This window comes from Arthrobacter sp. A2-55 (assembly GCF_025548615.1).
GTDB lineage: Bacteria > Actinomycetota > Actinomycetes > Actinomycetales > Micrococcaceae > Specibacter > Specibacter silviterrae.
This window is the reverse complement of sequence record NZ_JAJLOZ010000071.1, coordinates 1-23,106: the sequence shown is the minus strand read 5'-3', so window position 1 is coordinate 23,106 and position 23,106 is coordinate 1. Positions and strand designations below refer to the sequence as shown.

General features: G+C 65.6%; 23 protein-coding genes. 14 read left to right on the top strand and 9 right to left on the bottom strand.

Annotation, left to right across the window (positions count from 1 at the left end; translation table 11 throughout):
- Positions 1-404: 404 nt before the first annotated feature.
- The 5 genes from LPN03_RS16850 (at position 405) to LPN03_RS16830 (ending at position 5,999) form a co-directional block, all read left to right on the top strand.
- Positions 405-1,112 (top strand): FadR/GntR family transcriptional regulator, encoded by a 708-nt coding sequence (locus tag LPN03_RS16850; protein ID WP_262455186.1) that lies wholly within the window; start codon positions 405-407, stop codon positions 1,110-1,112.
- Positions 1,109-2,071, top strand: a complete 963-nt coding sequence (locus tag LPN03_RS16845) for an asparaginase (protein ID WP_165182677.1) — start codon at positions 1,109-1,111, stop codon at positions 2,069-2,071. The genes LPN03_RS16850 and LPN03_RS16845 overlap by 4 nt, the downstream gene beginning before the upstream one ends.
- A gap of 49 nt (positions 2,072-2,120) precedes the next feature.
- Entirely contained in the window at positions 2,121-3,560 is a 1,440-nt protein-coding gene (gene aspA / locus LPN03_RS16840; protein ID WP_165182678.1) for an aspartate ammonia-lyase, read from the top strand.
- Positions 3,561-3,607: 47 nt separating this feature from the next.
- The gene (locus LPN03_RS16835; protein WP_165182679.1) at positions 3,608-5,146 is read left to right on the top strand and encodes an amino acid permease; all 1,539 of its coding nucleotides are present in this window, start codon (positions 3,608-3,610) and stop codon (positions 5,144-5,146) included.
- A gap of 124 nt (positions 5,147-5,270) precedes the next feature.
- A complete protein-coding gene (locus LPN03_RS16830) occupies positions 5,271-5,999 on the top strand; it encodes an FMN reductase (RefSeq protein WP_165182680.1) in 729 nt (242 codons plus the stop codon).
- A 26-nt stretch (positions 6,000-6,025) separates the two neighbouring features.
- Here LPN03_RS16830 and LPN03_RS16825 read toward each other — a convergent pair whose 3' ends face one another.
- On the bottom strand, positions 6,026-7,090 hold the full coding sequence (locus tag LPN03_RS16825) for a hypothetical protein (RefSeq protein WP_165182681.1): 1,065 nt from the start codon (positions 7,088-7,090) through the stop codon (positions 6,026-6,028).
- 125 nt (positions 7,091-7,215) lie between these two features.
- Between LPN03_RS16825 and LPN03_RS16820 the strand changes: the two genes are divergently transcribed.
- Positions 7,216-7,935: a TetR/AcrR family transcriptional regulator gene (locus LPN03_RS16820; RefSeq protein ID WP_165182682.1), complete on the top strand. Its 720-nt coding sequence runs from the start codon at positions 7,216-7,218 to the stop codon at positions 7,933-7,935.
- Here the strand turns inward: LPN03_RS16820 and LPN03_RS16815 are convergent.
- The gene (locus tag LPN03_RS16815) at positions 7,925-8,497 is read right to left on the bottom strand and encodes an NADPH-dependent FMN reductase (RefSeq protein ID WP_165182717.1); all 573 of its coding nucleotides are present in this window, start codon (positions 8,495-8,497) and stop codon (positions 7,925-7,927) included. The genes LPN03_RS16820 and LPN03_RS16815 overlap by 11 nt on opposite strands.
- A gap of 177 nt (positions 8,498-8,674) precedes the next feature.
- Between LPN03_RS16815 and LPN03_RS16810 the strand changes: the two genes are divergently transcribed.
- The 4 genes from LPN03_RS16810 to LPN03_RS16795 all read left to right on the top strand — a co-directional run bounded on the left by LPN03_RS16810 (position 8,675) and on the right by LPN03_RS16795 (position 11,304).
- Positions 8,675-9,454 (top strand): hypothetical protein, encoded by a 780-nt coding sequence (locus tag LPN03_RS16810; protein ID WP_165182683.1) that lies wholly within the window; start codon positions 8,675-8,677, stop codon positions 9,452-9,454.
- Complete coding sequence (locus tag LPN03_RS16805) at positions 9,451-9,648, top strand: DUF6186 family protein (protein ID WP_165182684.1); 198 nt, start codon at positions 9,451-9,453, stop codon at positions 9,646-9,648. The genes LPN03_RS16810 and LPN03_RS16805 overlap by 4 nt, the downstream gene beginning before the upstream one ends.
- Before the next feature lie 111 nt (positions 9,649-9,759).
- Complete coding sequence (locus LPN03_RS16800; protein WP_165182685.1) at positions 9,760-10,416, top strand: hypothetical protein; 657 nt, start codon at positions 9,760-9,762, stop codon at positions 10,414-10,416.
- A gap of 66 nt (positions 10,417-10,482) precedes the next feature.
- Complete coding sequence (locus LPN03_RS16795) at positions 10,483-11,304, top strand: SDR family NAD(P)-dependent oxidoreductase (protein WP_165182686.1); 822 nt, start codon at positions 10,483-10,485, stop codon at positions 11,302-11,304.
- Here the strand turns inward: LPN03_RS16795 and idi are convergent.
- From idi to LPN03_RS16760, 7 genes are all read right to left on the bottom strand, one after another.
- A complete protein-coding gene (gene idi / locus LPN03_RS16790; protein WP_165182687.1) occupies positions 11,297-11,875 on the bottom strand; it encodes an isopentenyl-diphosphate Delta-isomerase in 579 nt (192 codons plus the stop codon). The genes LPN03_RS16795 and idi overlap by 8 nt on opposite strands.
- Before the next feature lie 60 nt (positions 11,876-11,935).
- Complete coding sequence (locus tag LPN03_RS16785) at positions 11,936-12,847, bottom strand: nucleotidyl transferase AbiEii/AbiGii toxin family protein (protein WP_262455183.1); 912 nt, start codon at positions 12,845-12,847, stop codon at positions 11,936-11,938.
- The gene (locus tag LPN03_RS16780; protein WP_262455182.1) at positions 12,844-13,425 is read right to left on the bottom strand and encodes a type IV toxin-antitoxin system AbiEi family antitoxin domain-containing protein; all 582 of its coding nucleotides are present in this window, start codon (positions 13,423-13,425) and stop codon (positions 12,844-12,846) included. The genes LPN03_RS16785 and LPN03_RS16780 overlap by 4 nt, the downstream gene beginning before the upstream one ends.
- 84 nt (positions 13,426-13,509) lie before the next feature.
- Positions 13,510-14,679, bottom strand: coding sequence for a thermonuclease family protein (locus LPN03_RS16775; protein WP_262455181.1), 1,170 nt, complete (start codon positions 14,677-14,679; stop codon positions 13,510-13,512).
- Positions 14,680-14,729: 50 nt separating this feature from the next.
- A complete protein-coding gene (locus tag LPN03_RS16770; RefSeq protein ID WP_262455180.1) occupies positions 14,730-16,556 on the bottom strand; it encodes a hypothetical protein in 1,827 nt (608 codons plus the stop codon).
- A gap of 158 nt (positions 16,557-16,714) precedes the next feature.
- On the bottom strand, positions 16,715-17,494 hold the full coding sequence (locus LPN03_RS16765; protein WP_262455178.1) for a cache domain-containing protein: 780 nt from the start codon (positions 17,492-17,494) through the stop codon (positions 16,715-16,717).
- Positions 17,495-17,542: 48 nt separating this feature from the next.
- Positions 17,543-18,301 (bottom strand): FadR/GntR family transcriptional regulator, encoded by a 759-nt coding sequence (locus tag LPN03_RS16760; RefSeq protein WP_262455177.1) that lies wholly within the window; start codon positions 18,299-18,301, stop codon positions 17,543-17,545.
- A gap of 188 nt (positions 18,302-18,489) precedes the next feature.
- Here LPN03_RS16760 and LPN03_RS16755 point away from each other — a divergent pair, with 188 nt between their 5' ends.
- From LPN03_RS16755 to LPN03_RS16740, 4 genes are read left to right on the top strand one after another with little or no spacing between them, the layout of a single operon-like run.
- On the top strand, positions 18,490-19,572 hold the full coding sequence (locus LPN03_RS16755; RefSeq protein ID WP_262455176.1) for an ABC transporter ATP-binding protein: 1,083 nt from the start codon (positions 18,490-18,492) through the stop codon (positions 19,570-19,572).
- A 41-nt stretch (positions 19,573-19,613) separates the two neighbouring features.
- Positions 19,614-20,786 (top strand): ABC transporter substrate-binding protein, encoded by a 1,173-nt coding sequence (locus LPN03_RS16750; RefSeq protein WP_262455175.1) that lies wholly within the window; start codon positions 19,614-19,616, stop codon positions 20,784-20,786.
- A 3-nt stretch (positions 20,787-20,789) separates the two neighbouring features.
- On the top strand, positions 20,790-21,731 hold the full coding sequence (locus LPN03_RS16745; RefSeq protein ID WP_262455173.1) for an ABC transporter permease: 942 nt from the start codon (positions 20,790-20,792) through the stop codon (positions 21,729-21,731).
- Positions 21,732-21,741: 10 nt separating this feature from the next.
- A complete protein-coding gene (locus LPN03_RS16740) occupies positions 21,742-22,563 on the top strand; it encodes an ABC transporter permease (RefSeq protein WP_262455172.1) in 822 nt (273 codons plus the stop codon).
- Positions 22,564-23,106 lie beyond the last annotated feature (543 nt).

Below are 23,106 nucleotides of genomic sequence, written 5' to 3'. Positions count from 1 at the left end.
CGCCGAACCGGCATTTAACGTGGATGCGGGGCGGAAACATGCCCGTTAAGTGCACGTTCGGGGTAGTCGGTTCGGGCCGTGAGCAGGGTTCGGATCGGCGGTGCAGCTCCTGCGGCCTGGACCCCGGCAAACCCGCAGCTACTGCACCTTCGATTTCCTGGACCCCGGCAAACCCGCAGCTACTGCACCACCGATTTCCGGAGCGGGCACTTTGCCGGTCGGCACCCACCCCCCTTCGCCGAACGGACACTTAACGTGGATGCGGAGTGGAAACATGCCCGTTAAGTGCCGGTTCGCGCAGCGGACGTGATCGGTCGGCACCCGCCCGCTGACGCAGAGCAGGGCAGGGGGCCCGCAGCACCACGCCTTTGACACAACCTTGTGAGCCGTGTCATAGTCAGAGCATGAACTTGTCAGACAGCTGGACAGCCGGACAGCGGCAGATTGTCCGCGTGAGCGCCGCGGAGGCAGTTTTCAAGGCGATCCGTGCGGCAATCGAGTCCGGCGAACTGGCCATCGGCTCCAAGCTCAGCTCCGAAACAGCGCTCGCAGCCCAATACGGCGTGAGCCGTTCCGTGGTCCGCGAGGCCCTGCGCTCCTGCACGGCCCTGGGCCTGACTGCCACGCAAACCGGCAAGGGCACCTTCGTCATCGCCAGCGGCCCCTCCAACGACCTGGTCCTGGGCCAGTTTTCCGCACGCAGCCTCATGGAGGCCCGCCCGCACATTGAGGTGCCCGCCGCAGAACTGGCCGCCCTCCGCCGCACCGAAGCCGAGCTGGAACAGCTCCGCGGCATCGTGGAAACCATGGCCGTGGAGGACGACCCCGAAATCTGGGTCAGCCTGGACGCCAGCTTCCACGCCGCCATCGCCGCCGCCAGCGGAAACGGCGTCTTCGCCCGCGTGGTCAACGACATCCGCGAGGCCATGGCCAAGCAGTCCGAAACCATCAACCTCATCACCGGCCGGCAACGCCCATCGGACGCTGAACACCGGCTCATCCTCGACGCCATCGCCGCCGGCAAGACCAAGGAGGCCGGCCGTGCCATGGCCGCCCACCTCGCCAAGGTGGACGACGCCCTGACCACCATCATGGGAGACACGAACGCATGACAACACCCACCTTCCCCAACCACGCCCCGCTGGCAGTGCAGACCCGCGGAAACCTGGTGGAAAGTGTCCACTTCGGCTCGCTGGCCGCCGTCGGGCACGACGGCGTGAGCCTCCTTTCGCGCGGAGAGCCCGCCGCCCGCGTGTACCCCAGGTCCGCGCTGAAGCCGCTGATGGCCGTCGCGATGCTGCGGGCCGGCCTTGAGCTGCCGGACGACCAGCTGGCCCTGGCCGCGGCCAGCCACTCGGGCGGCGCGCAGCACCAGGAAACGGCCGCCAAGATCCTCGCCAATGCGGGGCTGTCGCCGGAAAACCTGGGCAACTCCACGGACCTGCCCTATGGCGTGGCGGAGCGCGAGGAATGGCTGCGGGCCGGCCACGGCCCCTCGCACCTGGCCCAAAACTGCTCAGGCAAGCACGCCGCCCTGCTGGCCACCTGCGCCAGAAACGGCTGGCCGCTGGAAACATACCTGCACCCGGAACACCCCCTGCCCACCCTCATCCGCGAGGTGGTGGCGGAGCTGACTGGCGAGGAGCTCACGGACATCAGCACCGACGGCTGCGGCACTGAGGTCTTCGCGCTTTCGCTGACCGGCATGGCCCGCGCCTTCAGCAAGCTGGTCACCGCGGCTTCCGGCACGCCCGAACGCCGCGTGGCCGATGCCATGCGCGCCCACCCGGACATGGTGGCCGGTCCCGGCCGCGACGTCACCGCGCTCATGGCAGCCGTGCCGGGCCTGCTCGCCAAGGACGGCTTCGAGGGCATCCAGCTGATCGCACTTGCCGACGGCGCCGCCGTCGCGCTTAAGATATCCGACGGCGGCGACAGGGCCCGCATGCCCTCCGCCGTGCCCGCCCTCATTGCCCTCGGCCTGGACCCCGCGCCCCTGGCGCCCTTCAACAACCTGCCCGTGTTCGGCGGCGGCCACCCTGTGGGCACGCTGCACGGCCTGCCCTACTGACAGCCAGCCACCAAGCGCCGGCACCGCCACCATTTCACCAAGGAGAACCATGACTGAGACCGCAACACCCCTGGACCCCCTCGCAGCAGCGGCGCCGCTGACGCGCGTGGAGCACGACCTGATCGGGGACCGCGACATCCCCGCAGACGTCTACTGGGGCGTGCACTCGCTGCGCGCGGTGGAAAACTTCCCCATCACCGGCCAGGCACTGTCCACCAATACCAACCTGGTGGTCGGCTTGGCCATGGTGAAGCAGGCGGCCGCGCAGGCCAACCATGAGCTGGGACTGCTCGACGACGTCCGCGCCGGCGCCATCATCGCCGCCTGCCAGGAGATCATCGCCGGCAAGCTGCATGACCAGTTCGTGGTGGACGTCATCCAGGGAGGTGCGGGGACGTCGTCGAACATGAACGCCAATGAGGTCATCGCCAACCGCGCGCTGGAACTGCTGGGCCACAAGAAGGGCGAGTACCAGTTTCTGCACCCGAACGACCACGTCAACCTCAGCCAGTCCACCAATGACGTGTACCCGACGGCGGTGAACGTGGCGACGATCTTTGCCGCCAAGTCGCTGGTGACCGCCATGGAGTACCTGGGCAATGCGTTCAGCGCGAAGGCCACGGAATTCAAGCACGTGGTCAAGATGGGCCGCACCCAGCTCCAGGACGCCGTCCCCATGACCCTGGGCCAGGAATTCAACACCTACGTGGTCACCCTGGGGGAGGACCGGGCGCGCCTGGCCGAATCCACGCTGCTGGTCCATGAGATCAACCTCGGCGCCACGGCCATCGGCACCGGGCTGAACGCGCCGAAGGGCTACTCGGAACTGGCCTGCCGGCACCTGGTGGAAATCACCGGGCTGCCGCTGACCACCTCGGTGGACCTGATCGAGGCCACCCAGGACGTTGGCGCGTTCGTGCACCTCTCCGGCGTGCTCAAGCGCGTGGCCGTTAAGCTGTCCAAGATTTGCAACGACCTGCGGCTGCTCTCCTCCGGCCCCCGCGCCGGCTTCGGCGAGATCACGCTGCCGGCCGTGCAGGCAGGGTCCTCGATCATGCCAGGCAAGGTCAATCCGGTGATCCCGGAAGTGGTGAACCAGGTGGCCTACGAGGTCATCGGAAACGACATCACCGTCACCCTGGCGGCCGAGGGCGGGCAGCTCCAGCTCAACGCCTTCGAGCCCATCATTGTGCACAGCCTGACCAAGAGCATGCGCCACCTCCAGGCCGCCTGCTACACGCTGGCCGACAAGTGCATCAGCGGCATCACCGCCCACGAGGACAAGTTGCGGGCCCAGGTGGAACACTCCATCGGCCTGGTCACGGCGCTCAACCCGCGCCTGGGCTATGCAGCATCAACGGCCATCGCGCTGGAGGCCCTGCACACGGGCCGCGGCGTGGCCGAGCTGGTCCTGGAGCACAAGCTCCTCACGGCCGAACAGCTGGACGAGCTTTTGCGTCCGGAACACCTGGCCAACCTCACCGACTAGACAGCAGCCCGCAACGGTGCGGGCCGCACTCACCGATAGGCAAGCGTATGCACCATGAAACACCATTGGACACGTCCGACCTGGTCCAAGATGTACCCAACGCGTCACTGACGGCCGAGGATGCAGGCCTGCACAAGGGCCTGAAAACCCGACAGATCCAGATGATCGCCATTGGCGGCGCCATCGGCACTGGCCTGTTCATGGGCGCCGGCGGCAGGCTCGCCGGCGCCGGCCCCGCCCTGATGTTCAGCTACGCGATCTGCGGCTTCTTCGCCTTCCTGATCCTGCGGGCGCTGGGCGAGCTGGTCATCCACCGGCCGTCGTCGGGCTCCTTTGTCTCCTACGCCCGCGAGTTCTTCGGCGAAAAGGCCGCCTTCGTGTCCGGCTGGCTGTACTGGCTCAACTGGGCCATGACAGCGATCGTGGACATCACGGCCATTGCCCTGTACATGCACTTCTTCGCCAAGTACGTACCCTGGATCGGTTCCGTGCCGCAGTGGGTGTGGGCGCTGGCAGCGCTGCTGATTGTGCTGGGGCTGAACCTGGTGTCCGTGAAGGTCTTCGGAGAGCTGGAGTTCTGGTTTGCGCTGATCAAGGTGGTCGCCCTGGTGGGCTTCCTGCTGGTGGGCGCGTACTTTGTCATCTTCGGCACCCCCGTGGCCGGCCAGCAGGTGGGCTTCACGCTGATCGCCGACCACGGCGGCTTCTTCCCGAACGGGCTGCTGCCGGTGGTGGTGGTCATGCAGGGCGTGGTCTTTGCCTACGCCTCTATTGAGCTGATCGGCACGGCGGCCGGGGAAACCCAAAACCCGGAAAAGGTCATGCCCAAGGCCATCAACACGGTCATCATCCGCATCGGTGTTTTCTACGTCGGCTCGCTGGTGCTGCTGTCCCTGCTGCTCCCGTACACGGCGTACAAGGCGGGGGAGAGCCCGTTTGTGACCTTCTTTGGCTCCATCGGCGTCCAGGGCATGGACTCCATCATGAACCTGGTGGTGCTGACGGCGGCCATGTCCTCGCTCAACGCCGGGCTGTATTCCACGGGCCGGATCCTGCGTTCCATGTCACTGGCCGGTTCGGCACCGAAGTTCACGGCCAAGCTGAACAAGCGCGGCGTGCCCTACGGCGGCATTGCCCTGACGGCCGCCGTGGCGGGGCTGGGCGTGATCCTCAACGCGATTGTGCCGGCGTCGGCCTTTGAGATTGTGCTCAACATGGCGGCCATCGGCATCATCGCCTCCTGGGGCATGATCGTGCTGTGCCAGCTGGCCCTGTACCGGCTCTCGAAGAAGGGCGAGGCCATCCGGCCGGCGTTCCGCATGTTTGGTGCACCGTACACCGGCTACCTGACGCTGGCCTTCCTCCTGGCCGTCATCGTGCTCATGGCCTTTGACAACCCGGTGGGCACCTGGACTGTGGCCTCCCTGGTGGTCATCATCCCGGCGCTCATGGGCGGCTGGTACCTTAGCCGCGGGCGCATCAATGCGATTGCCGCCGCCCGCCACGAGGACCTCCACGCCCACCCGGTGGAGGCCCACCACGCCGGGGCAGCCGGCGCGGAAGCCGCCGTCGTCCGGGAGCAGTAAGCGGGAGCCGTAAGCGGGAACGCCGGGGCCGGCCCGGGAATAACTTCAATGGCGCGCCAGTTGACCCCATTAGATGCAAACGCATGAAACATGCGGCAGCGAAAAAGGAGTCACAGTGCAGGACATGGCAGTACAGCGCACCATTGTTGTCATCTCGGCCGGCCTCGGCGTTCCGTCGTCCACGCGCATGCTTGCGGACCAGATGGCCGGGGCAGTCAAGGCGCACCTGGGCGAGATGGGCGCGGAGGCCGTGCTCGACGTCGTCGACCTCCGGGACTTTGCCACTGACATCGCCAACAACATGGTGACCGGTTATGCCGGCCCGGCGCTGGCGGATGTGGTGGCCCGGGTGTCCCGCGCGGACGCCATGATCGCCGTCACCCCCACCTTCAGCGCCTCCTACAGCGGCCTGTTCAAGTCGTTCTTTGACGTGCTGGACCCCAAGTTCCTCGACGGCATGCCCGTATTTTTCGGGGCCACCGGAGGCACGGCGCGGCACTCGCTGGTGCTGGACACGGCAATCCGCCCGCTTTTCAGCTACCTGCGGGCGCGCACCATGCCCACCGCCGTCTACGCCTCACCCGAGGACTGGGCCAACTCCGGCACCGACTCCCTGGACCGCCGCATTGGCCAGGGTGCGGGGGAGCTTGCCGCCGTGCTGGCACCGTCCCGCCCGGCTGTTTCAGGCACGACGCCGGCCCCCGGGGACACCTCCGCCGCACCTCTGTCCCGGGCCGGGTTTTCGCCCGCCGGGTTTTCCCCCGACCACAAGGCGAAGCGGCACGCCCACGAGGTGGAGCAAATGACGTCCCTGCCGTTTGAGCAGCTGCTGGCGCAGACCCAGCGCCACTAGGCCCAGGCCCGCCGCCGTCGTCCCCGTCAGAAGATCGGAAGCACCGGCTGGCTGGTCAGCGGCGGCGGGTCGAGCTTGTCCAGCACCACGGCCAGGCCCGTCCGGTACACGTCGGGGTGGATCTCGGGGCTGGCGTGGCCGGTGTGGGGCACGTCGTACTGGAACACCGGATTGTGCGGGAACAGCAGCTCCCACCCCGCGATGGCCATGGGCGCGTCCACAATGAAGTCCTCGGGATCGTACATCAGCCCGATCCCCGTGGTGCGCGGGATGTGCCCGTCATACTGGGCCGGGAAGGCCTGCAGGAACGTGGCTTGGGTGGTTTTCAGGATGAGCGAGTTGCTCGACTGGTCCAATGAGCTGTTGATGCCGGACCGTGCCGCCTCGTACATGCCCTGCCCGTTGGGGTTGCTCAGCCCGCTCCACACGCCCGCGCCCAGCCGCCCCAGCAGGCCAAGGTAGGGGACCACGCGCCCGGCCAGGGAAATGTATTCCTTGCCCGGGTCCAGGACGTCGCGCACGCTGCTTGGGCTGGATCCCATGACAATGACCTTGACGGTGATGCCGTTTTCCACCAGCAGCGATGCCAGCACGACGGCGGCCATCCCGCCGAAGCTGTCGCCGTAGAAGTAGACGGTGTCCAGCTTGCGCTCGTAGGCATCCCGCTGGATGGCGATGAAAAGCTGTGCGATGTCGATCCCGCCGTTGGAATAGCCTATGTACGACGCCGGAGCGCGTTCGTTCATGGCGGGCTGCAGGGCTGCCAACTTCCGCCCGGTGTCGCGATAGCTGACGCCGAACCCGCCCAGGAGGTACCAGGTTTTGCCCGGAAACCTGTTGGCGGCAGTCTTGTTTTCATCGTTGTCCGGGGTGGTGACACGGAACTGGGAACGTTCCGTCAGCAGGTAGTCCGCGGCAATGTTTGCCTTGAAGGCGGTGGTGGCGGCGGCCAGGGCCACGGAGGCCAGCACGGCCCGGCGCCGGTAGTCCGGCGGCTGGCGAGTATGCGGGCGGCGTACACCGGATTTGTGCGCAGGGCGTTCCGCGCCGACGGGTTCCGGCTCCGGTGGAGTTTTCTTCTTTGCTGCCATGGGTGATCTGTATTTATTCTGTCATGGCGAGTCCTGCCCGCCGGACGTCGAAGGCGGCACGCCACCCAGCACGCCACCCAGCACATACGGTCATTACGCAGCACCGCGGGCATATGATGACTCCCATGAAAGTTCCGCGTGAGGTGCCGGTCCCGGAACCGGTGCAGCATGCGGTCCCAAGGCGCGCGAAGGGCCGGGTGTACTCCGGCCTCGATCCCTCAACCCGGGCGCAGGAGCGCAGGGACCGCCTCATCGCAGCGGGAATCCAGGTCTTTGGGACCACGGGCTACCTCCGGGCGACGGTCAAGGACGTCTGCCGTGAGGCGGGCCTGAGCGAGCGCTACTTCTACGAGTCCTTTGAAGGCCGCGAGCACCTGCTGGCCGAGGTCTACAGCCACCTCGTTGAACGGCTGTTCGCGGCCACCCAGGCGGGCATGGAATCCGCTGGCGGCGACGTCGTCAAGGGCGCGCATGCCGGATTATCGGCGTTTGTCGGCTTCCTGCTGGGGGACAGGCGGCATGCGCGGATCGTGCTCATTGAGGTGGTCGCCGTCTCGCCACACCTGGACGCAAAGCGCTTCGAGGTGCTGGGCTCCTTCGCCAACATCGTCCACCAGCAGGTGCTTCTCGACCAGGGCCCCGTGAACGCCGGAAACCTGGAGGATGCGCTGCCGGTCAGCGACTTTGCAGCGCTGACGGCAGTGGCCCTGGTGGGGGCCGTCAACCACCTTCTGGTCAATGTGCTCATGGGCGTTGCGCCCCAGGATGAAGCGTTGGTGGTCGAGGTGGGATTCAGGCTCTTCGAACAGGCCCGCGCCGGGCTGCAAAACCGCCCTACAGCGTGATCCGCTGCGCCCCCAGCACCTTCACCACGAAGATGTGGAACTCCTGCAGCCAGTTGCGCAGGAACTCCTCCGTGCGGGCCACGGTGACGTTGCCGTCGTCGTCAATCATGCCCTCCGTGAAGTGGATGTACGCCTCCGGCTGAGCCAGCTCCGGCGAATTCACAAACGACAGGATGCTGCGCAGGTGCTGCTGCGCCACCGCCGTGCTGATCTGCCCCCGCGAGGTGCCCGTGACGGCCGAAGGCTTCTTGGCGAAGGAATTGGTGCCATACGGCCGCGACCCCCAGTCAATGGCGTTCTTCAGCACGCCCGGGATGCTGCGGTTGTACTCCGGCGTCACGAAAATCAGTGCGTCCACGGCGGCCACGGCATCCTTGAACGCGCGCCCGGCCGGCGGAAAGTCGGCGTCGAAATCGCGGTTGTACAGCGGCAGCGCGCCGATGGGAATCTCCACCAGCTTCAGCTCCGGAGGCGACAGTTTGAACAGCGCCTTGGCCAGCTTCCGGTTGATTGAATCCGAGGCCAGGCTGCCAATGAAAACGCCGACCGTGTAGCTCATGATGGCTCCCTTCGGGGATCTTTGACTTCCTGCCCACAAATCTAGACCGCAGCCGCGCCGCCGTCCATGGATTTTTTGGCCGCTGCCGCACCGTTTCCAAGCACGACGCCGGGTGCCCGGCCCGGGCTGCCGGCCCGCCTCCCACTGGCGCCGGGGCGCCAGTGGTGGTGGACTGGACATATGGCTTCCAGCACACGTTCAGGAAAGCCGGGGGAATCCGCCCAAGACCCCGGAGCCGGCCATCCTCATGGCGGGGGGCTGCCGGGCCACGGTGTGCCGTCCGCGAAGGCGGCCAGCCGTCCGTCGCTGTGGCTGTCCACCCCGTGGGTGGCCATCCTGTTCATCACCGCAACGTTCCACTTCTACCGCGGCGTGCCCGTGGACGGGTTCATCTTTCTGGCCGGGGCCCTGGCGCTCGCGGCCGACACTGCCGTGCGGCACCGTTCCCCGGCAGATAACACGGGCCCGTCAACTGGCCCGTCCACAGACCCCGGCCCGACTCCTCCCGGCGCCCCGCACCACCGCCATTCCGGCGGGACCCGGAGTGTAAGGCTGGTGCCCCGGTGGGCATGGCTGGCCGCGGCGGCCGCCGCCGCGGTGCTGGTGACGGCCGTGGTGGTCGTGGCCCCGCAGGACAGCGTCGGCATACCGGCCGTGGTGGGGCTGGTGGGTTCTGCCATGCTCCTGCTGACGTGGCCGCAGCCCCCGCACCCGCTTGGCCGTGCGGCACCCAGGGTGCGCCGGGCCGCCTGGTGGTGGGCCGGCGTCGTGCTTCTGCTGTGCGTGTGGGAGCTGGGGACGTATTTCATTGACAGGTTTGCCCCGGCGGATGCGGCCGTTTTCCCTCCTCTGACCGACCTGCTGCAGCCCCTGTTCAACGATGATTCGAGCCGCTGGGCCATGACCGGGATGTGGCTGGTGGCCTGCGGGGCGTTGGTGCGGGTGGTGCGGCGGGCATGATCTACGTGCTGGTGGTGGTCGGGTATGTGCTGGTTCCGGTGGCGGGGCTGGCACTGGTGGTGGTGTCCCGGGTGAAGCCGGCGGCGCTTGCCGGTCTCGGCGAACTGCTGGGCCATGTTTTCGCCGTCCGGGCCGCGCGCGTCACGTTGCTGCTGTTTGTCTGGTGGCTGGGCTGGCACTTCCTGGTGGGCTGACGCGTGCGGCCATTGGTCCGGCAGTGTGGCCCATGGCACGATTGAGTGGTGCAAGACATAATCGTTTTCTTCACCCACAACTGGTGGCTGGCATTCCCTTTAATATGGGCGGTGGCTCGTGGTGGCCGCGGCATCAACCGGGCCGCCGAACGGCGGCACCGCCGGCGGGTGGAGATGTACAAGCTCCGTCATCCCGAGGTGGCCGGGCCTCCCGAGGCCGCCCAGCTGCCCCCGATGCAGCAGGAAACTTTGGCCAAGGACCCTGATGCGTTCAGCGAGGCGGACGTGGCTCGGGTCATGGAAACGCACGACGCCGTCAACCGGCGCTGGCTGGATTACGAGCTCGACGTCGGCAAGCTGATCGACTTCCCCATGATGACGGACGTCCGCGAACCTCTCACCGTCGCGTTCCTGCGGGCCAAGCGCGACGCCGACGCCCTCCGCCCGGTTGCCGCCTCCGACGTCACGTCCAAGGTGCGCTGGGATGACTACCGGAATGCCGTCAACGCCTACGACGTGGCCTTTGACGTGGCGGAAAAGGAGGCCCGCCGGCTCAAGGACACGGCCTTTTCCGAGGCGGAGAGGGGCCGGCTGGACACCGCCCGCAAGCTCGTCAACATTGCCGAAAATGAGGCCGCCAGCCCGGCCGAAAGGCAGTCAGCGTACAAGCGGGCCCGCAAGGAACTGGACGGAATTATCGTCCTTCCGGACGTCACCTTGGCATCGTTGGAGCAAAAGGTTGCCCGCATGATCGACCGCTCCAAGTAGGGCCACGCCACGGCGGGGATTCCAAGGGCCGCGGCTGTAAGCTGAAGCCAATTCTAAGGACGGTCCATGTCACGCACAATTGTTATCACAGGCGCCAGCGACGGAATTGGTGCTGCCGCCGCCACCATGCTCGCCAACCCTGGGGACACCCTGGTGGTCGTGGGGCGCTCGGCGCAGAAGACCCAGGCCGTGGCGAAGGAGCTGGAGGCGGACTTTTTCCTGGCCGACTTCACCGACCTGGCGCAGGTGCGCGGGCTGGCGGAAAAGCTGGGGAACAAATACCCGCGGATTGACGTGCTGGCCAACAATGCCGGCGGCATCATGGGCGCCCGCGAGCTCACGGTGGACGGGCATGAAAAGACGTTCCAGGTGAACCACCTGGCGCCGTTCCTGCTCACCACGCTGCTGATTGAGAAGCTGGTGGCCAGCCGGGCCACTGTCATCAACACCTCCAGCATGGCCCACAGGATCATGGCCAAGTACGACATCGACGACCTGGACGCCGTGAAGAAGTACAGCGCCAATGCGGCGTACGGCAATGCGAAGCTGGACAACATCCTGTTCACCATCGAGCTGCAGCGCCGCTACGGGGACCACGGAGTTTCCGCGGCAGCCTTCCACCCCGGCGTGGTCGGCAGCGGGTTTTCGGCCGAATCCAACCGGGTCACCAAATTCATGTACGGTAGCCTGATGCGGCGGTTCATGCTCACGCCGGCGCAGGGCGCGGACACGCTGGTGTGGCTGGCGACCACCGTGCCGGGGGAGGACTGGGAGCCCGGAAAGTACTACGCCAAGCGCAAGGTGGCCACGCCCACGCGCACCGCCCAGGATCCCGCGCTGGCGCGGCAGCTGTGGGACCGCAGTGCGGCCATGGTGGCCGTCAAATAGAGTCAATGCTGGGGACGCCGGGCGTGCCGGGCAGCAGTCCGCCCGTGTAAATGCCCTCAGCCACCTGCTGGACCAGCCACGGGCTGAACGCGAACGGCGTCGAAATGACGGCTTCCTCCAGGTCCACAATGTCCGTCCACGCCCAGTCGCACACTTCCTCCGGGTTGGGTGAGATGTCGCTGCTGCCTGCGTAGACGGCCGTGAAAACGGGGCAGACCTCGTTTTCCACTACGCCGGAGGCGTCGACGGCGCGGTAGCGGAAGTCGGGCAGGGCGGGGCGGATGTCTGAGATCTCGATGTTAAGCTCGACGGCGGCGCGGCGCCTCACAGCGTCCTCGAACGTTTCGCCGGGGGCCGGGTGGCCGCAAAACGAGTTGGTCCACACCCCCGGCCAGGTCAGTTTGGACAGTGCCCGGCGCGTGGCCAGCGTGCGTCCCGAGCCGTCCACCAGGTGGCAGGAAAAGGCCAGGTGCAGCGGGGTGTTTGCACCGTGGACCAGCGACTTGTCCGCAGTGCCGATCTCGGCGCCGTCGTCGTCCAGCAGGCGGACCAGCTCAATGGGGGCAGGCATGGGAGGGCGTCCTTTCCGACGGTGTCACACCAGCTTATGGCTTGACGTCGGAAAACTGTTTCAGGGAGCAGCGTCGCCTACAGTCGAGGGCTGTTGGTTGTCCTGCCATAAAAAGGCGGTTGGGTCCCAACGGTAACTTTCGGCCACGGTACCTGCAAGAATGGGGCCGGCAAACGCCGAGACGTCCGCCAGCTGTTCCTCCAGCGTGGAGAGGCATTCGTCTTCTAGCCGGTTCTTGTGCCGCCACGCGGCCCACTTGCCCGCGGCCACCGTGTCGTAGCCCTGCAACAGACCTTTGATTGGCTCAAGCTGGACACCACGAAAGGCGGCTGTCGCCTCCATTGCCGCTCGCAACTCGCCGGCGTTGAATGGGTACTTGCGGGCAATATTTCGAATATCCATGTAATCACGCCACCTTGTACTAGTGGCCCCACGCTGCACAATCGTCACCGATTTCTCGGCGATGACGGTCTCTAGCGTGCTTCCCTTGATGTGAACGTTTTGACCGAGCAATCCCGGTAACGTGACCGTCTGGGGTTCTGGCCAGATCGGGTCGCCGGTGCTTACGTCCAGTTTGATCGGCACCCTCGCGATATGGAGCAAGGCCGGAACGTGAACCCGGAGCCCGCTATACTCCTCCTCGTCCCGGATTTCTTCCATCCGCACCTCATCCAGGGCAAAGGTCAGTCCGTCGTCAGTCTGGACACGGGCGATGGCCCGAATGACCTCTCCCATGTGGGTCGCGTCGAGTGTGAACTCCAGTGCTTGCATGTCGATGTCCCGGGTGGGCCGTCTCATCGAGAAAGCTGCCAGAAGCACGCCGCCCTTTAGCGAGAAGTCGTCGGCAAAGCGGGTTAGCGTTAGCCTGTTCAGAACCCGTTCCAATCCGTAGAGCGTGATCATCTCCTCACCAGGGCGATTTCGTTGACGGCCAAGATTTATGAGCTGGCGGTAAATCTGTTCGGCTGTCATGCGAGGAACTCCAATGCCCTCTTGATGGGGCCGGTGGAGCGGGGAATTTGCTGGGCGATCGTCAGCAGCCGGGCCGGCCGTGAACCACGTCGCCGCAGCCAGTTCTTGAGTGCCTCAATTCCAATCTCGTGGCCTTCGCTTCCTCGCAGCCTGAAAGCGTCCACAATCGAGCGCTCTGCTGAATAGATGCCCATGCTGGCACTCTCCCCAGGGATCTCCAGTCGCGAACGTTCCAGGTCAAAGGTGGCTTGGTTGAAGTAGTGCCAGCTGGCTGGTGCGAGCGTGACTGGCCCGGTCCTTCCCCGCGGCAGCGCAACGTCAATTCGTCCGGGAATCATGTCGATAAGGTCGTGGTGCGCCAGTGCGCTGGAAAGGCAAAGGGTTGCACGCGGTGCTTTGACGGCGATTTCCAACAAGTCCAGATCCGTGGCAGGCGCATCGGCGTCACGGTACAAACCAGGGCCGACTTGTTCGACTTTCCCGGCATCACGCAATCGGTAGAGCGTTCGCGGGGACAAGCCGGAACGCTTGGCTTCAGCAACGGTAAACGTGCCGTATCTGAGGTCGCCCAGGCCCATGCCAACTCCTCCCGTTGCCTATATTCTATTACAGATAATTTCATCTGACGTAGAATATAGGCAACGGGATTGTCCATTGAGTTCTTAGCAGGGACGCCAGGTTTTGCCGCCGGGGGCATAACAACGCGGTCCGGTGTAGCCCGGAGATCCGCCGCCGCCCTGGTTTTGTGCAGGGGGCTCATAGACGGGCGGCTGGTACGCGGGAGGTGCCGGCGGCACATAGACCGGGGGAAGGTTGCGGATTCGCTCGGCCTCCGCGGCAGCAGCAGCCTCGGCGGCTGCCTGCGCAGCGGCTTGTGCGGCAGCCTCGGCCGCAGCCTTCTTGGCCGCCTCTTGAGCCGCTTTTTCTGCCGCGGCTTTGGCGGCGGCAGCCTTCTTTTCCTCGGCCGCCCTAACTTCCGCAGCCTTCTTCTCGGCGGCCGCCTTGGCCTCGGAGGCCTCGAGCTTTGACTTTGTTTCGGTCAATGACTTCACAAATGTCTCCGCGCGGCCGATGTCGGAAGTCAACAAGGCCAGCCGCGCGGACAGTTCGGCAGACGTATATGCGGACCAAAGCAGCGCATTTTCTGCCATGTTGGCGACGGTAAGCGCCGACTGCAGGGCCTTCGCCGAAACGATGGCTGCCGACGCCGTGGCGATCGCCGCGGCAGCATCCGTTGAGGTTGCGGCCGCGGGGCCGGCGGTGGCCTCAGTCAACGCCGTGGTTGCTGCCTGGACCTGGGCCGGCAGCGTGCACGCTATGTCTGAACCAAATAGCCCCTTCTGCGCCGCCTTCGCTTGTTCCTGTGCGGCCTTCACCTGCTCCAGGAACGCAGAATTCCTGCCGACCACCAAGGCCGTGCCAAGGCCGGCCCTGGCAATCTCGGCATTGACCAAGGTGCCGTCCTTCGTAAAGACGGCGGCCAGTGTGCGGCCATATTTGTCTTTCCGTTCGACGTCGTACTTAAGTTTGACCTTGGTGCCGGCCGGCAGGGTTTGCGTCAGGAATTCCGTGGCCTCCGGGCCCAGGCACTCAACGTCCTTGGCGGGATCCTTGGTTTCCGGTGTGTCCACATTGAGCAGTCGGATGGTCTTGTTGGCGCCACCCACTGAAATTACGAGGGTGTCGCCGTCGGTAATCGACTTGACCGTTCCGGTGTCAGCGTTGGCAATGACGCTGCAGGAAATGAAGCTGGCCAACATGGCCACCACCACACCAAGAATGATCCACAGTCGGGCTGACCGCCGTTTGTGTGGCTTTTGTTTGTTTTCCATTATTTCCCCCATGATGCGAATTCAGTCAAAACCCCCATCCTAGTGGATATTTATGGCTTGACGTCGTCGTGCGTGACAACCTCGTGGAGCTCGAAACCGCCGGATTTCAGCTTCCAGTAGTGCAGCCGCAGCGCCCCGGCCGTGCCCTGCTCCACATAGAGGCGCCAGCAAACATCGTCGCCGCGCATGCGCGCCGGGGCGTGGGCGCCCTCATTTTCGCGCAGGAAGTGAGGCTTGCGGTTGCGCAGCGGGCCTTCGCGGTTGGCAATCAGGTCCACGGCAGCCCGCAGCGTCTTGGCGCGCTGCGGCGCCGGCAGCTGGGACAGCGTGGCCAGGAATCCCGGCCCCACCACGTACTCGCCCAGCGGCTGCGCGGCCTTGTCCATGGCTGGGACCATGAGCGCCCATTCGTGGCGCAGCTCGAAATCAAACTGCTCTTCCGGCTCGGGGAACAGCCCCGCCAGGCTGGATTCCGAACGGGACGACGCCGACCGCCGCTGCTTCTTCGCCCCCACCAGCTTGGCCGTGGTCTTCGCCAGCTCGGCCTTGAAGGCGTCGATCTGGTGCACCGCATCGTTGTGCCTGCGCGCCAGGTCGTTCGCCTTGGCATGTTCCTGCGCCAGCTTGTCCTGCAGGGTCCGGGCGGCCTTGTCGGTGGCCACTAACTTGTCCACCAAATCCTGCAGCTCGGCAATGGTGTGACGCGCCTTTTCCAGTTCCATCTGCGTCGACTTCAGCGCCGTTTTGCGTTCCGCCGGCGTCAGGGCAGGCTCCTGCGCTTCAAGCACGACGCCGGCCGCCCCAGTCCCAGCCGCGGCTTGCCCTGCGCTGGGCTCACCGGGGAGGGGCGCCGCGGGCGGGGCAAAGATGCTGGCGTACGGGCGGTCCAGGTCAAGCCACGGCGGCCCGCCCTGCACCAGGGGCGGCGCTGGGACAATGGGTTCGTCGTCGTCCACGTCCAGCATCGACAACACCACGGCGCCGTTCTCATACAGCACCCTCACCCGCACCACCTCGCCCTCGGTGAGGAGGTCTTCCGCGGAATCGAGCTCATTGGAGGAGATGCGTGCGGTGCCGATCCGGAAGTCGGAGCCGGGCCACAGGGTGACCATGGCATGGGTGGCGCCGGCGCTGCGGACGCGGGCCAGGGCCACGTCGCCCTCGCTGTAGCTGGTGATTGGCGAGCCGGGCTTGAGCAGAAGTGCGCTGATGTCCAGGGTGCCGTTGCCTTCATCCAGCAGGCCCGTGACGGACTGTCCCGGCGTGAGCAGCCAGTTGAGCGGCACGCCCGGCAGCAGGTCCTCGGCCCGGACCGTGACAATCTTTCCCGTGGTGGACAGCTTGACCAGGGCCCGGCTGTTGTCTTCCGAGGTGAATCCACGGACCGTCCCCGTGGCCGTGGCACGGGTCGGTTTCGCTGATTCGGCCGGCGGGGAAGGGAATCCGGAGTGGGCGGCGGCATGCACGTCGCCCAGCAGCTGGTTGGTCAGCCGGCCCAGGTCGGTGGATCCCACCACCAGCCGGGCCGGGGGAGTCCGTGCGGCCCACCCGGTGCCTGCGGGATAGACCCGGGCGCCGGTGCCGAACACGTGGAGGTCCTCCGGGAGCCCGTCCTGGAGCTTGCGGGTTTCCACGCCGTTGGCGATTTCAAAGACGTCCGCCTCGTCGCCCAGCTGCTGGGCCAGGAACTGTGCGTTGATGCGCCGCTTTCCGGCGTCGGACTTGTAGCTGACCACCACCGCCGGGCGGGTCCGGCCGCTCCCCACCAGCCGCGATGCCAGCAACGTGCCGGGGATGGAGTGCACCGGATACGGCTCCGGCGGCGGCTCGGGGGCTGGCTGCGCGGCCGGCCTGTGGTGCTTCCTCTGTGCAGGCATTTCATCTCCTTCCCCACAATGTGCGCGGCATTTCTCATGTCACTGCCAGATTACAGTGGCGCAGTGGTTCGACGCCGCACACCCTGAAATCGTGGCAATTTAAGATGTGCGCAGCATACGAACGGCTGTCCAGCGCCTGAAAGGACCGCCGGATCGGCTCACACGGTGTGGGTGATGATCCTGAACTGCCGGCCCACGGGGTAGATGGCGGCCTCCGGCGCAGCCTGGACCAGGTCGCCCGCGTCCACCGTGGGGGACGCACTGACAATGGCCCGCCCGCCCGCGTTGACCAGCACGGCCCCGGGGCCCAGGCTGCGCAGCGAAGCCAGGCCCGCACGTTCCAGCGTCTGGGCCGTGACGTCCATTCCCACCACGCCGGCGATGGTGCCGGAGCTGAACACCGGGTTGGTGAAGGTCAGCACGTATTCATCCGTGCAAAGCAGGTCGATGTAGGGGCCGGTGACGTGCGGCCGGCCGGTTTCCACGGGGACCTTGAACCATTCCGTCTTCACATAACGGCTGATGGAGGACGGGCTGAAGTTGGCCAGCGCATCCACCCGCTCCAAGTCCTCCCCCTGCCACCAGGCAATGTAGCTTCGGCCGTGGCCCAGCAGTCCCGTGACGGCCACAAATCCGGCTCCGGCCAGCCGCGACCCCGGTTCGTGGAGCATGCGGGCCACCGCGGGCCGGATGAACTTGTCGATGGCCGTTCCGGTGGGCTTTGACTGCCCCGACAGCCACTCCGTGGTGGCCTGCGCCCAGGCGTCGATCCCCGCCTCAATCGAGTCGATCAGGGCAGCGAGCTCCCTGGCGCCTGCGGGAACGTCCGCGGGAACGCCTCCCGCCGGAATGACTGCGGGAACGCCGCCTGGGGGAGTGGTGGTGGCCGAAGGTTCCCCAACCCCTGCAGCGGACGGTGCGGCTTCCTTGCCGTTCATCAGCGTGACCTTACTTGTCGATGGTGCGGATTGATCAGTGCGGATTGTTCAGTGCGGACTGCCGGCGTATTCAGCCAACAGCCAGGTGATGGTGGAGGTGATGAGTTCCCTGGTCCGGGCCTCGGCGCCGGTGGCGTCGTGGTCCGCTATCGCCTCCGTGATGGAGCTGTTCAGCGCTGCTGTCTGTTCACAAAAAGCCGGGTCCGAGAACGGCAGCAGCGTCATGGTGCCGATGTCTGCCTGCAGGCGCAGCATTTCGCGGGCCAGCCTGGCGGAGCGTGCCACGGACGCCATTTCCAGCAGGAACTCCGCCGCCGACAGGCGCCAGGCGAACGCTGTTGCCGGTTCGCCGTCGTCGAGCTGGGGCCGGATGTAGTTCCGCAGCGACTCCACGTCCTCCGGGCTGGAGCGCCGCGCAGCCACGGCGGCACAGGCAGCGGCAATGGCGTGGAAATGCAAACCCAAATCGGTGATTTGCAGGCGCGTCAGTTCCATCAGCTTCCCGCGGGCCTGAACCAGTGAAGGGAAGGAATTTTCGGTGACGAAGCTGCCGCCGCTGCGCCCCCGCGTGGTGCGGATGAGCCCCTGGCCGCGAAGTTGGGACAGCGCCTCCCGTGCCGTCACGGCTGACACGCCCAGCGCGCCGGCCAGCTCCACCTCGTTCGGCAGCCGCTGTCCGCTCGCCAGCAGGCCCGATTCCACGGCCAGTTCAATGCGCCGGCACACCTCATCCACCAGCCCGCCGGACTTGATGGGGGTGAATACTGCGGCCAGGCTCCGTGATGCACCCAGGGGGGAGAGGGACATGCGGCCCCTCCTTTCTGGGGGATCGGGGCTTTACACAATCGTAACGGCCACTTTGCCACCGGGTCTATACATAAAACATCTTAAGTAATAGCATTTAGCTTCAGCACCACATTGTGGTCCCCATCACAGCCACAAACCAGCTGACCATCCACGACTGAAACCACTGAAACCACTGAAAGGCGCATTCCATGAGCCAGACCACGTTGAGCGGAGTGCGGGAAACCACCGCCGAGGTTCCCGCCATCCGGCTGCGCAACCTCACCAAGACGTTCGGCACCAAGGGATTCAACGAAACCCGCGCCGTGGACGGCGTGGACCTGGACATCCGGCAGGGGGAGTTCTTCTCCATGCTGGGCCCGTCCGGCTCCGGCAAAACCACCGTGCTGCGACTCATCGCCGGCTTCGAACTACCCACCTCCGGCACCATCGAGCTGGAAGGGGCGGACGTCAGCGGCAAGGCCCCGTTCCAGCGCGACGTCAACACCGTCTTCCAGGACTACGCGCTCTTCCCGCACATGTCCCTCGTGGACAACGTGGCCTACGGGCTGCGCGTGCGCGGCATGAAGAAGGCCGAACGCCGCGAGCGCGCCATTGAATCGCTGGAGAGGGTGCAGCTGGGCAAGTTCATGCAGCGCCGCCCCAGCCAGCTTTCCGGCGGGCAGCGGCAGCGCGTGGCACTGGCCCGGGCACTCGTCGTCGAGCCCAAGGTCCTCCTGCTCGACGAACCACTGGGCGCCCTGGACCTCAAGCTCCGCCAGCAAATGCAGATCGAGCTCAAGGAACTCCAGCGCAGCCTGGGCATCACCTTCATCTTCGTCACGCACGACCAGGAGGAAGCCCTCACCATGAGCGATCGGATCGGCGTGTTCAACAACGGCAAGCTGGCCCAGATCGGCACGGCGCACGAGATTTACCAGCGCCCCACCGGCGCGTTCGTGGCCAACTTTGTGGGCACCTCCAACCTCTTCGGCCCCGACACTGCCGCCACCCTCTACCAGCGCGGCGGGCAGTTTGTGGTCCGCCCCGAGCGCCTCACCCTTGACTGGACCGCCTCCACTGCCAAGCACGACGGCGCCGCCTCCCTGCGCGGGACCGTCACCTCGCTGGTCTACGTGGGGCACGCCACGCAGGTGAGGGTGGCGCTGGAAGGGGGCCCCGCCGTCGTGGTGCTGGTGGGCAGTGACCTGCCGGACGAGGCCAGCGTTGTGGGGAAGACAGTGTCCGTCAGCTGGCTGGACCAGGATGCCGTGTGGCTCCCCGACGGCAACTAGAACTTCAAGCAATCACTCATTTCACCCTGAAAGGAAACACCATGAAGAGCTCCCTGAAAGTCATCGGGACCCTGGCCGTGGCAGCATTGGCGCTGGCGGCCTGCGGCACCTCCTCCGGCGGCGGCGCGGCCGCCGGAACACTGAAGGAATCCATCGGCGCCGGAGAGGGCCAGGTCTCCATCCTGGGCTGGCCCGGGTACGTGGAGGACGGTAGCAACGATCCGAAGGTGGACTGGGTCACCCCGTTCACGGCGGAGACCGGCTGCAAGGTCAATTTCAAGCCGTTCGGCACCTCGGACGAGGCAGTGACGCTGATGCGCACCGGCCAGTATGACGTCATTTCCGCCTCCGGCGACGCGTCCCTGCGCCTGATTGCCGGCGGCGACGTGCAGCCGGTGAACATGTCGCTGCTGAATAACTACCCGGACGTGTACCCGTTTCTGAAGGACAAGGCCTGGAACACCGTGGACGGCAAGAACTACGGCATGCCGCACGGCTGGGGTGCCAACCTGCTGATGTACCGCACCGACAAGGTCACCCCGGCACCCACCTCCTGGGGTTCCGTGTTCGACGGCGCATCCTCCTTCAGCGGCAAGGTCACCGCGTACGATTCGCCCATCTACATTGCCGATGCGGCGCTCTACCTGATGAAGCACAAGCCTGAGCTGAACATCAAGAATCCCTACGCCCTGGACAAGGACCAGCTGGCGGCCGCCGTCGCGCTTCTGAAGGACCAGCGCAAGCACGTGGGTGAGTACTGGAACGACGTGGTGAAGGAAGTGCAGTCCTTTGCTTCAGGCACCTCCGTGATTGGCACCACCTGGCAGGTGGGAGCCAACATTGCCAAGGCCGACGGCGCCAAGGTGGAGACGCTGCTGCCTTCCGAGGGCGCCACCGGCTGGTCGGACACCTGGATGATCGGTGCGAAGACGAAGAACTCCAACTGCGCGTACAAGTGGCTGGACTACATTGCCAGCCCCAAGGCCAACGCCGCCGTCGCCGAGTACTTTGGCGAGTCCCCGGCCAATCCCAAGGCCTGCGCGCTGACCACGGACAAGAACTTCTGCGAGACATACCACTCCGGCGACGCCAGCTACGCCTCCAAGATCTGGTACTGGACCACCCCCATTGCCAAGTGCCTGGACGGCCGCACAGACGCCACCTGCACCGACTACTCGGAGTGGACCAAGGCCTGGACGGAAATCAAGGGTTAGCCCATGTCACTGAACACACAGCAGCCCGGCACTGCGGCGGACCCGGGCACCCGTCCCGGGACCGCCGCGGTCCCCCGGGCCAGGAAGAACTCCTTCTCCGCCCTCCTCAACAGGACCCCGCGGCTCCGGCTGGCGGCACTGCTCACGGCCCCGGCCGGCTGGCTGATCCTGGTGTACATTGCCGCGCTCGCCGCCCTGCTCATCACGGCGCTGTGGACGGTGGACACATTTACCGGCAAGGTGTCCACCACCTGGACCTTCGCAAATGTGATCCAGGTGCTCACCGATCCGGTCTACCAAATCATTACCCTGCGGACCATCTGGATTGCGCTGTCCGTCACCATCATCGACGCCGTCATCGCCGTGCCGATCGCGTTCTTCATCGCCAAGGTGGCCACGGCGCACTGGCAGAAGATCCTGGTGATTGCCGTGCTCATGCCGCTGTGGGCCAGCTACCTGGTCAAGGCCTACGCCTGGCGCAATGTGCTGGCCAGCGGCGGGCTGCTTGAGTGGATGGGCGCGCCGCTGGGCGTTGCCAGCCCGGGCTACTCGGAGACTGCGGTGATCCTGACGCTGGCCTACATCTGGCTGCCGTACATGATCCTGCCCATCCATGCCGGCTTTGAAAAGGTGCCGAATTCGCTGCTGGAAGCCTCATCCGATCTGGGGGCCAAGCCGCTGAAGACCATGCGCCTGGTGATGCTGCCCATCCTGGTGCCATCCATCATTGCCGGGACCATCTTCACGTTTTCGCTGTCGCTGGGCGACTACATTACGGCGCAGATTGTGGGCGGCACCACGCAGATGCTCGGCACCGTGGTTTACGCCAACGTGGGAGCGGCGAACAACCTGCCGTTTGCCTCCGCGGTGTCCCTGATCCCGATCGTGATCATCATGGTCTACCTCTTCGTGGTCCGCCGCACCGGCGCCCTGAACAACCTTTAGGAGGATTGCTATGAGACTTTCCAAGAGTGCCAAATCGATCCTCGGGGTCATCACCGGGCTGGTGCTGCTGTTCATTTACGCGCCCCTGCTGCTGGTGGTGGTCAACTCCTTCAACTCGGACAAGACGTTTGGCTGGCCGCCCAAGGGGTTCACCCTGGAATGGTGGGGGAGGGCCTTTGAATCCGAGGGCGTCCGCTCCGCCCTGGTCACGTCCCTGTGGGTGGCGGTGGTGTCCACCATCATTTCGCTGGTGCTGGGCACGCTGCTGGCGCTGGCCCTGCAACGGTACAAGTTCTTTGGGCGCGAGGCCGTGAACCTGCTGGTGATCCTGCCCATCGCGCTGCCCGGCATTGTCACCGGCATCGCGCTGAACAACATGTTCACCACCATCCTGGGTGTGCCGCTGAGCATGTGGACTGTGGTCATTGCCCACGCCACGTTCTGCATGGTGACGGTGTTCAACAACGTCATTGCCCGGCTGCGGCGCGTGAACAGCCGGCTCGAGGAGGCATCGGCGGACCTGGGGGCAGGCGTGTTCACCACGTTCCGCCTGGTGACCTTCCCGCAATTGCGTTCCGCGCTGCTGGCCGGAGGGCTCCTGGCGTTTGCGCTGAGCTTTGACGAAATCATTGTCACCACGTTCACCATTGGCGCCGGCGACACCACCCTGCCCATCTGGATCCTGCAGAACCTGTTCCGCCCCAACCAGGCCCCCGTGGTCAATGTGGTGGCGGTGGTGCTGATAGTGGTCTCGATTGTGCCGATCTATCTGGCGCAGCGCCTTTCCGAGGATTCAGTGGGGGTTCGGCGCCCGGCGAAGGTGGCTGCGTAGCGAACCTGTGCCCGGTGCCCTGAACCTGAGCCTGGTTGGACCCTGGCGGTGCGCCACTTGCCAAGTGGCGCACCGTTGGCATCGGATGGTGTTCAGGGTTTAGAGGGGGAACATCATATCGGCAATTTCAGGAAGGCTACGGAACCGCGCCGGGGGAGCCAAACGGTAGGCCTGGTGGAAAAGGCGGCTGCGGTGCATCGGGGCCGGGGGGTCAGGCTGGTCCGGTGGGAATGGCGGCGGATACGGTTCATTCGGGTCCGGGGGACGATTTGGATTGCCGGGCTGCGTGGGATCCGGCGGCACGGGCGGCTGCCCCGGCGCAGGTTGCGCCGGCTTGGGCCGTCCGGGATCGGGGATCGAAGGCTTCTCTGCGGTGGTCATGGTTTCACGTCCTTTAGTGAACTGCAGAAACTTGCGCGGGACAATGCCAAGAATTTAAGCCTACGTCGAAGGAATCCACGATGGAACCTTGGGTGGTGCGGCAGTGCAGGCCGCGGGGCATGGGGAGTCCTGCATGGGGAGGACGCCCCATCGACGGGTGCA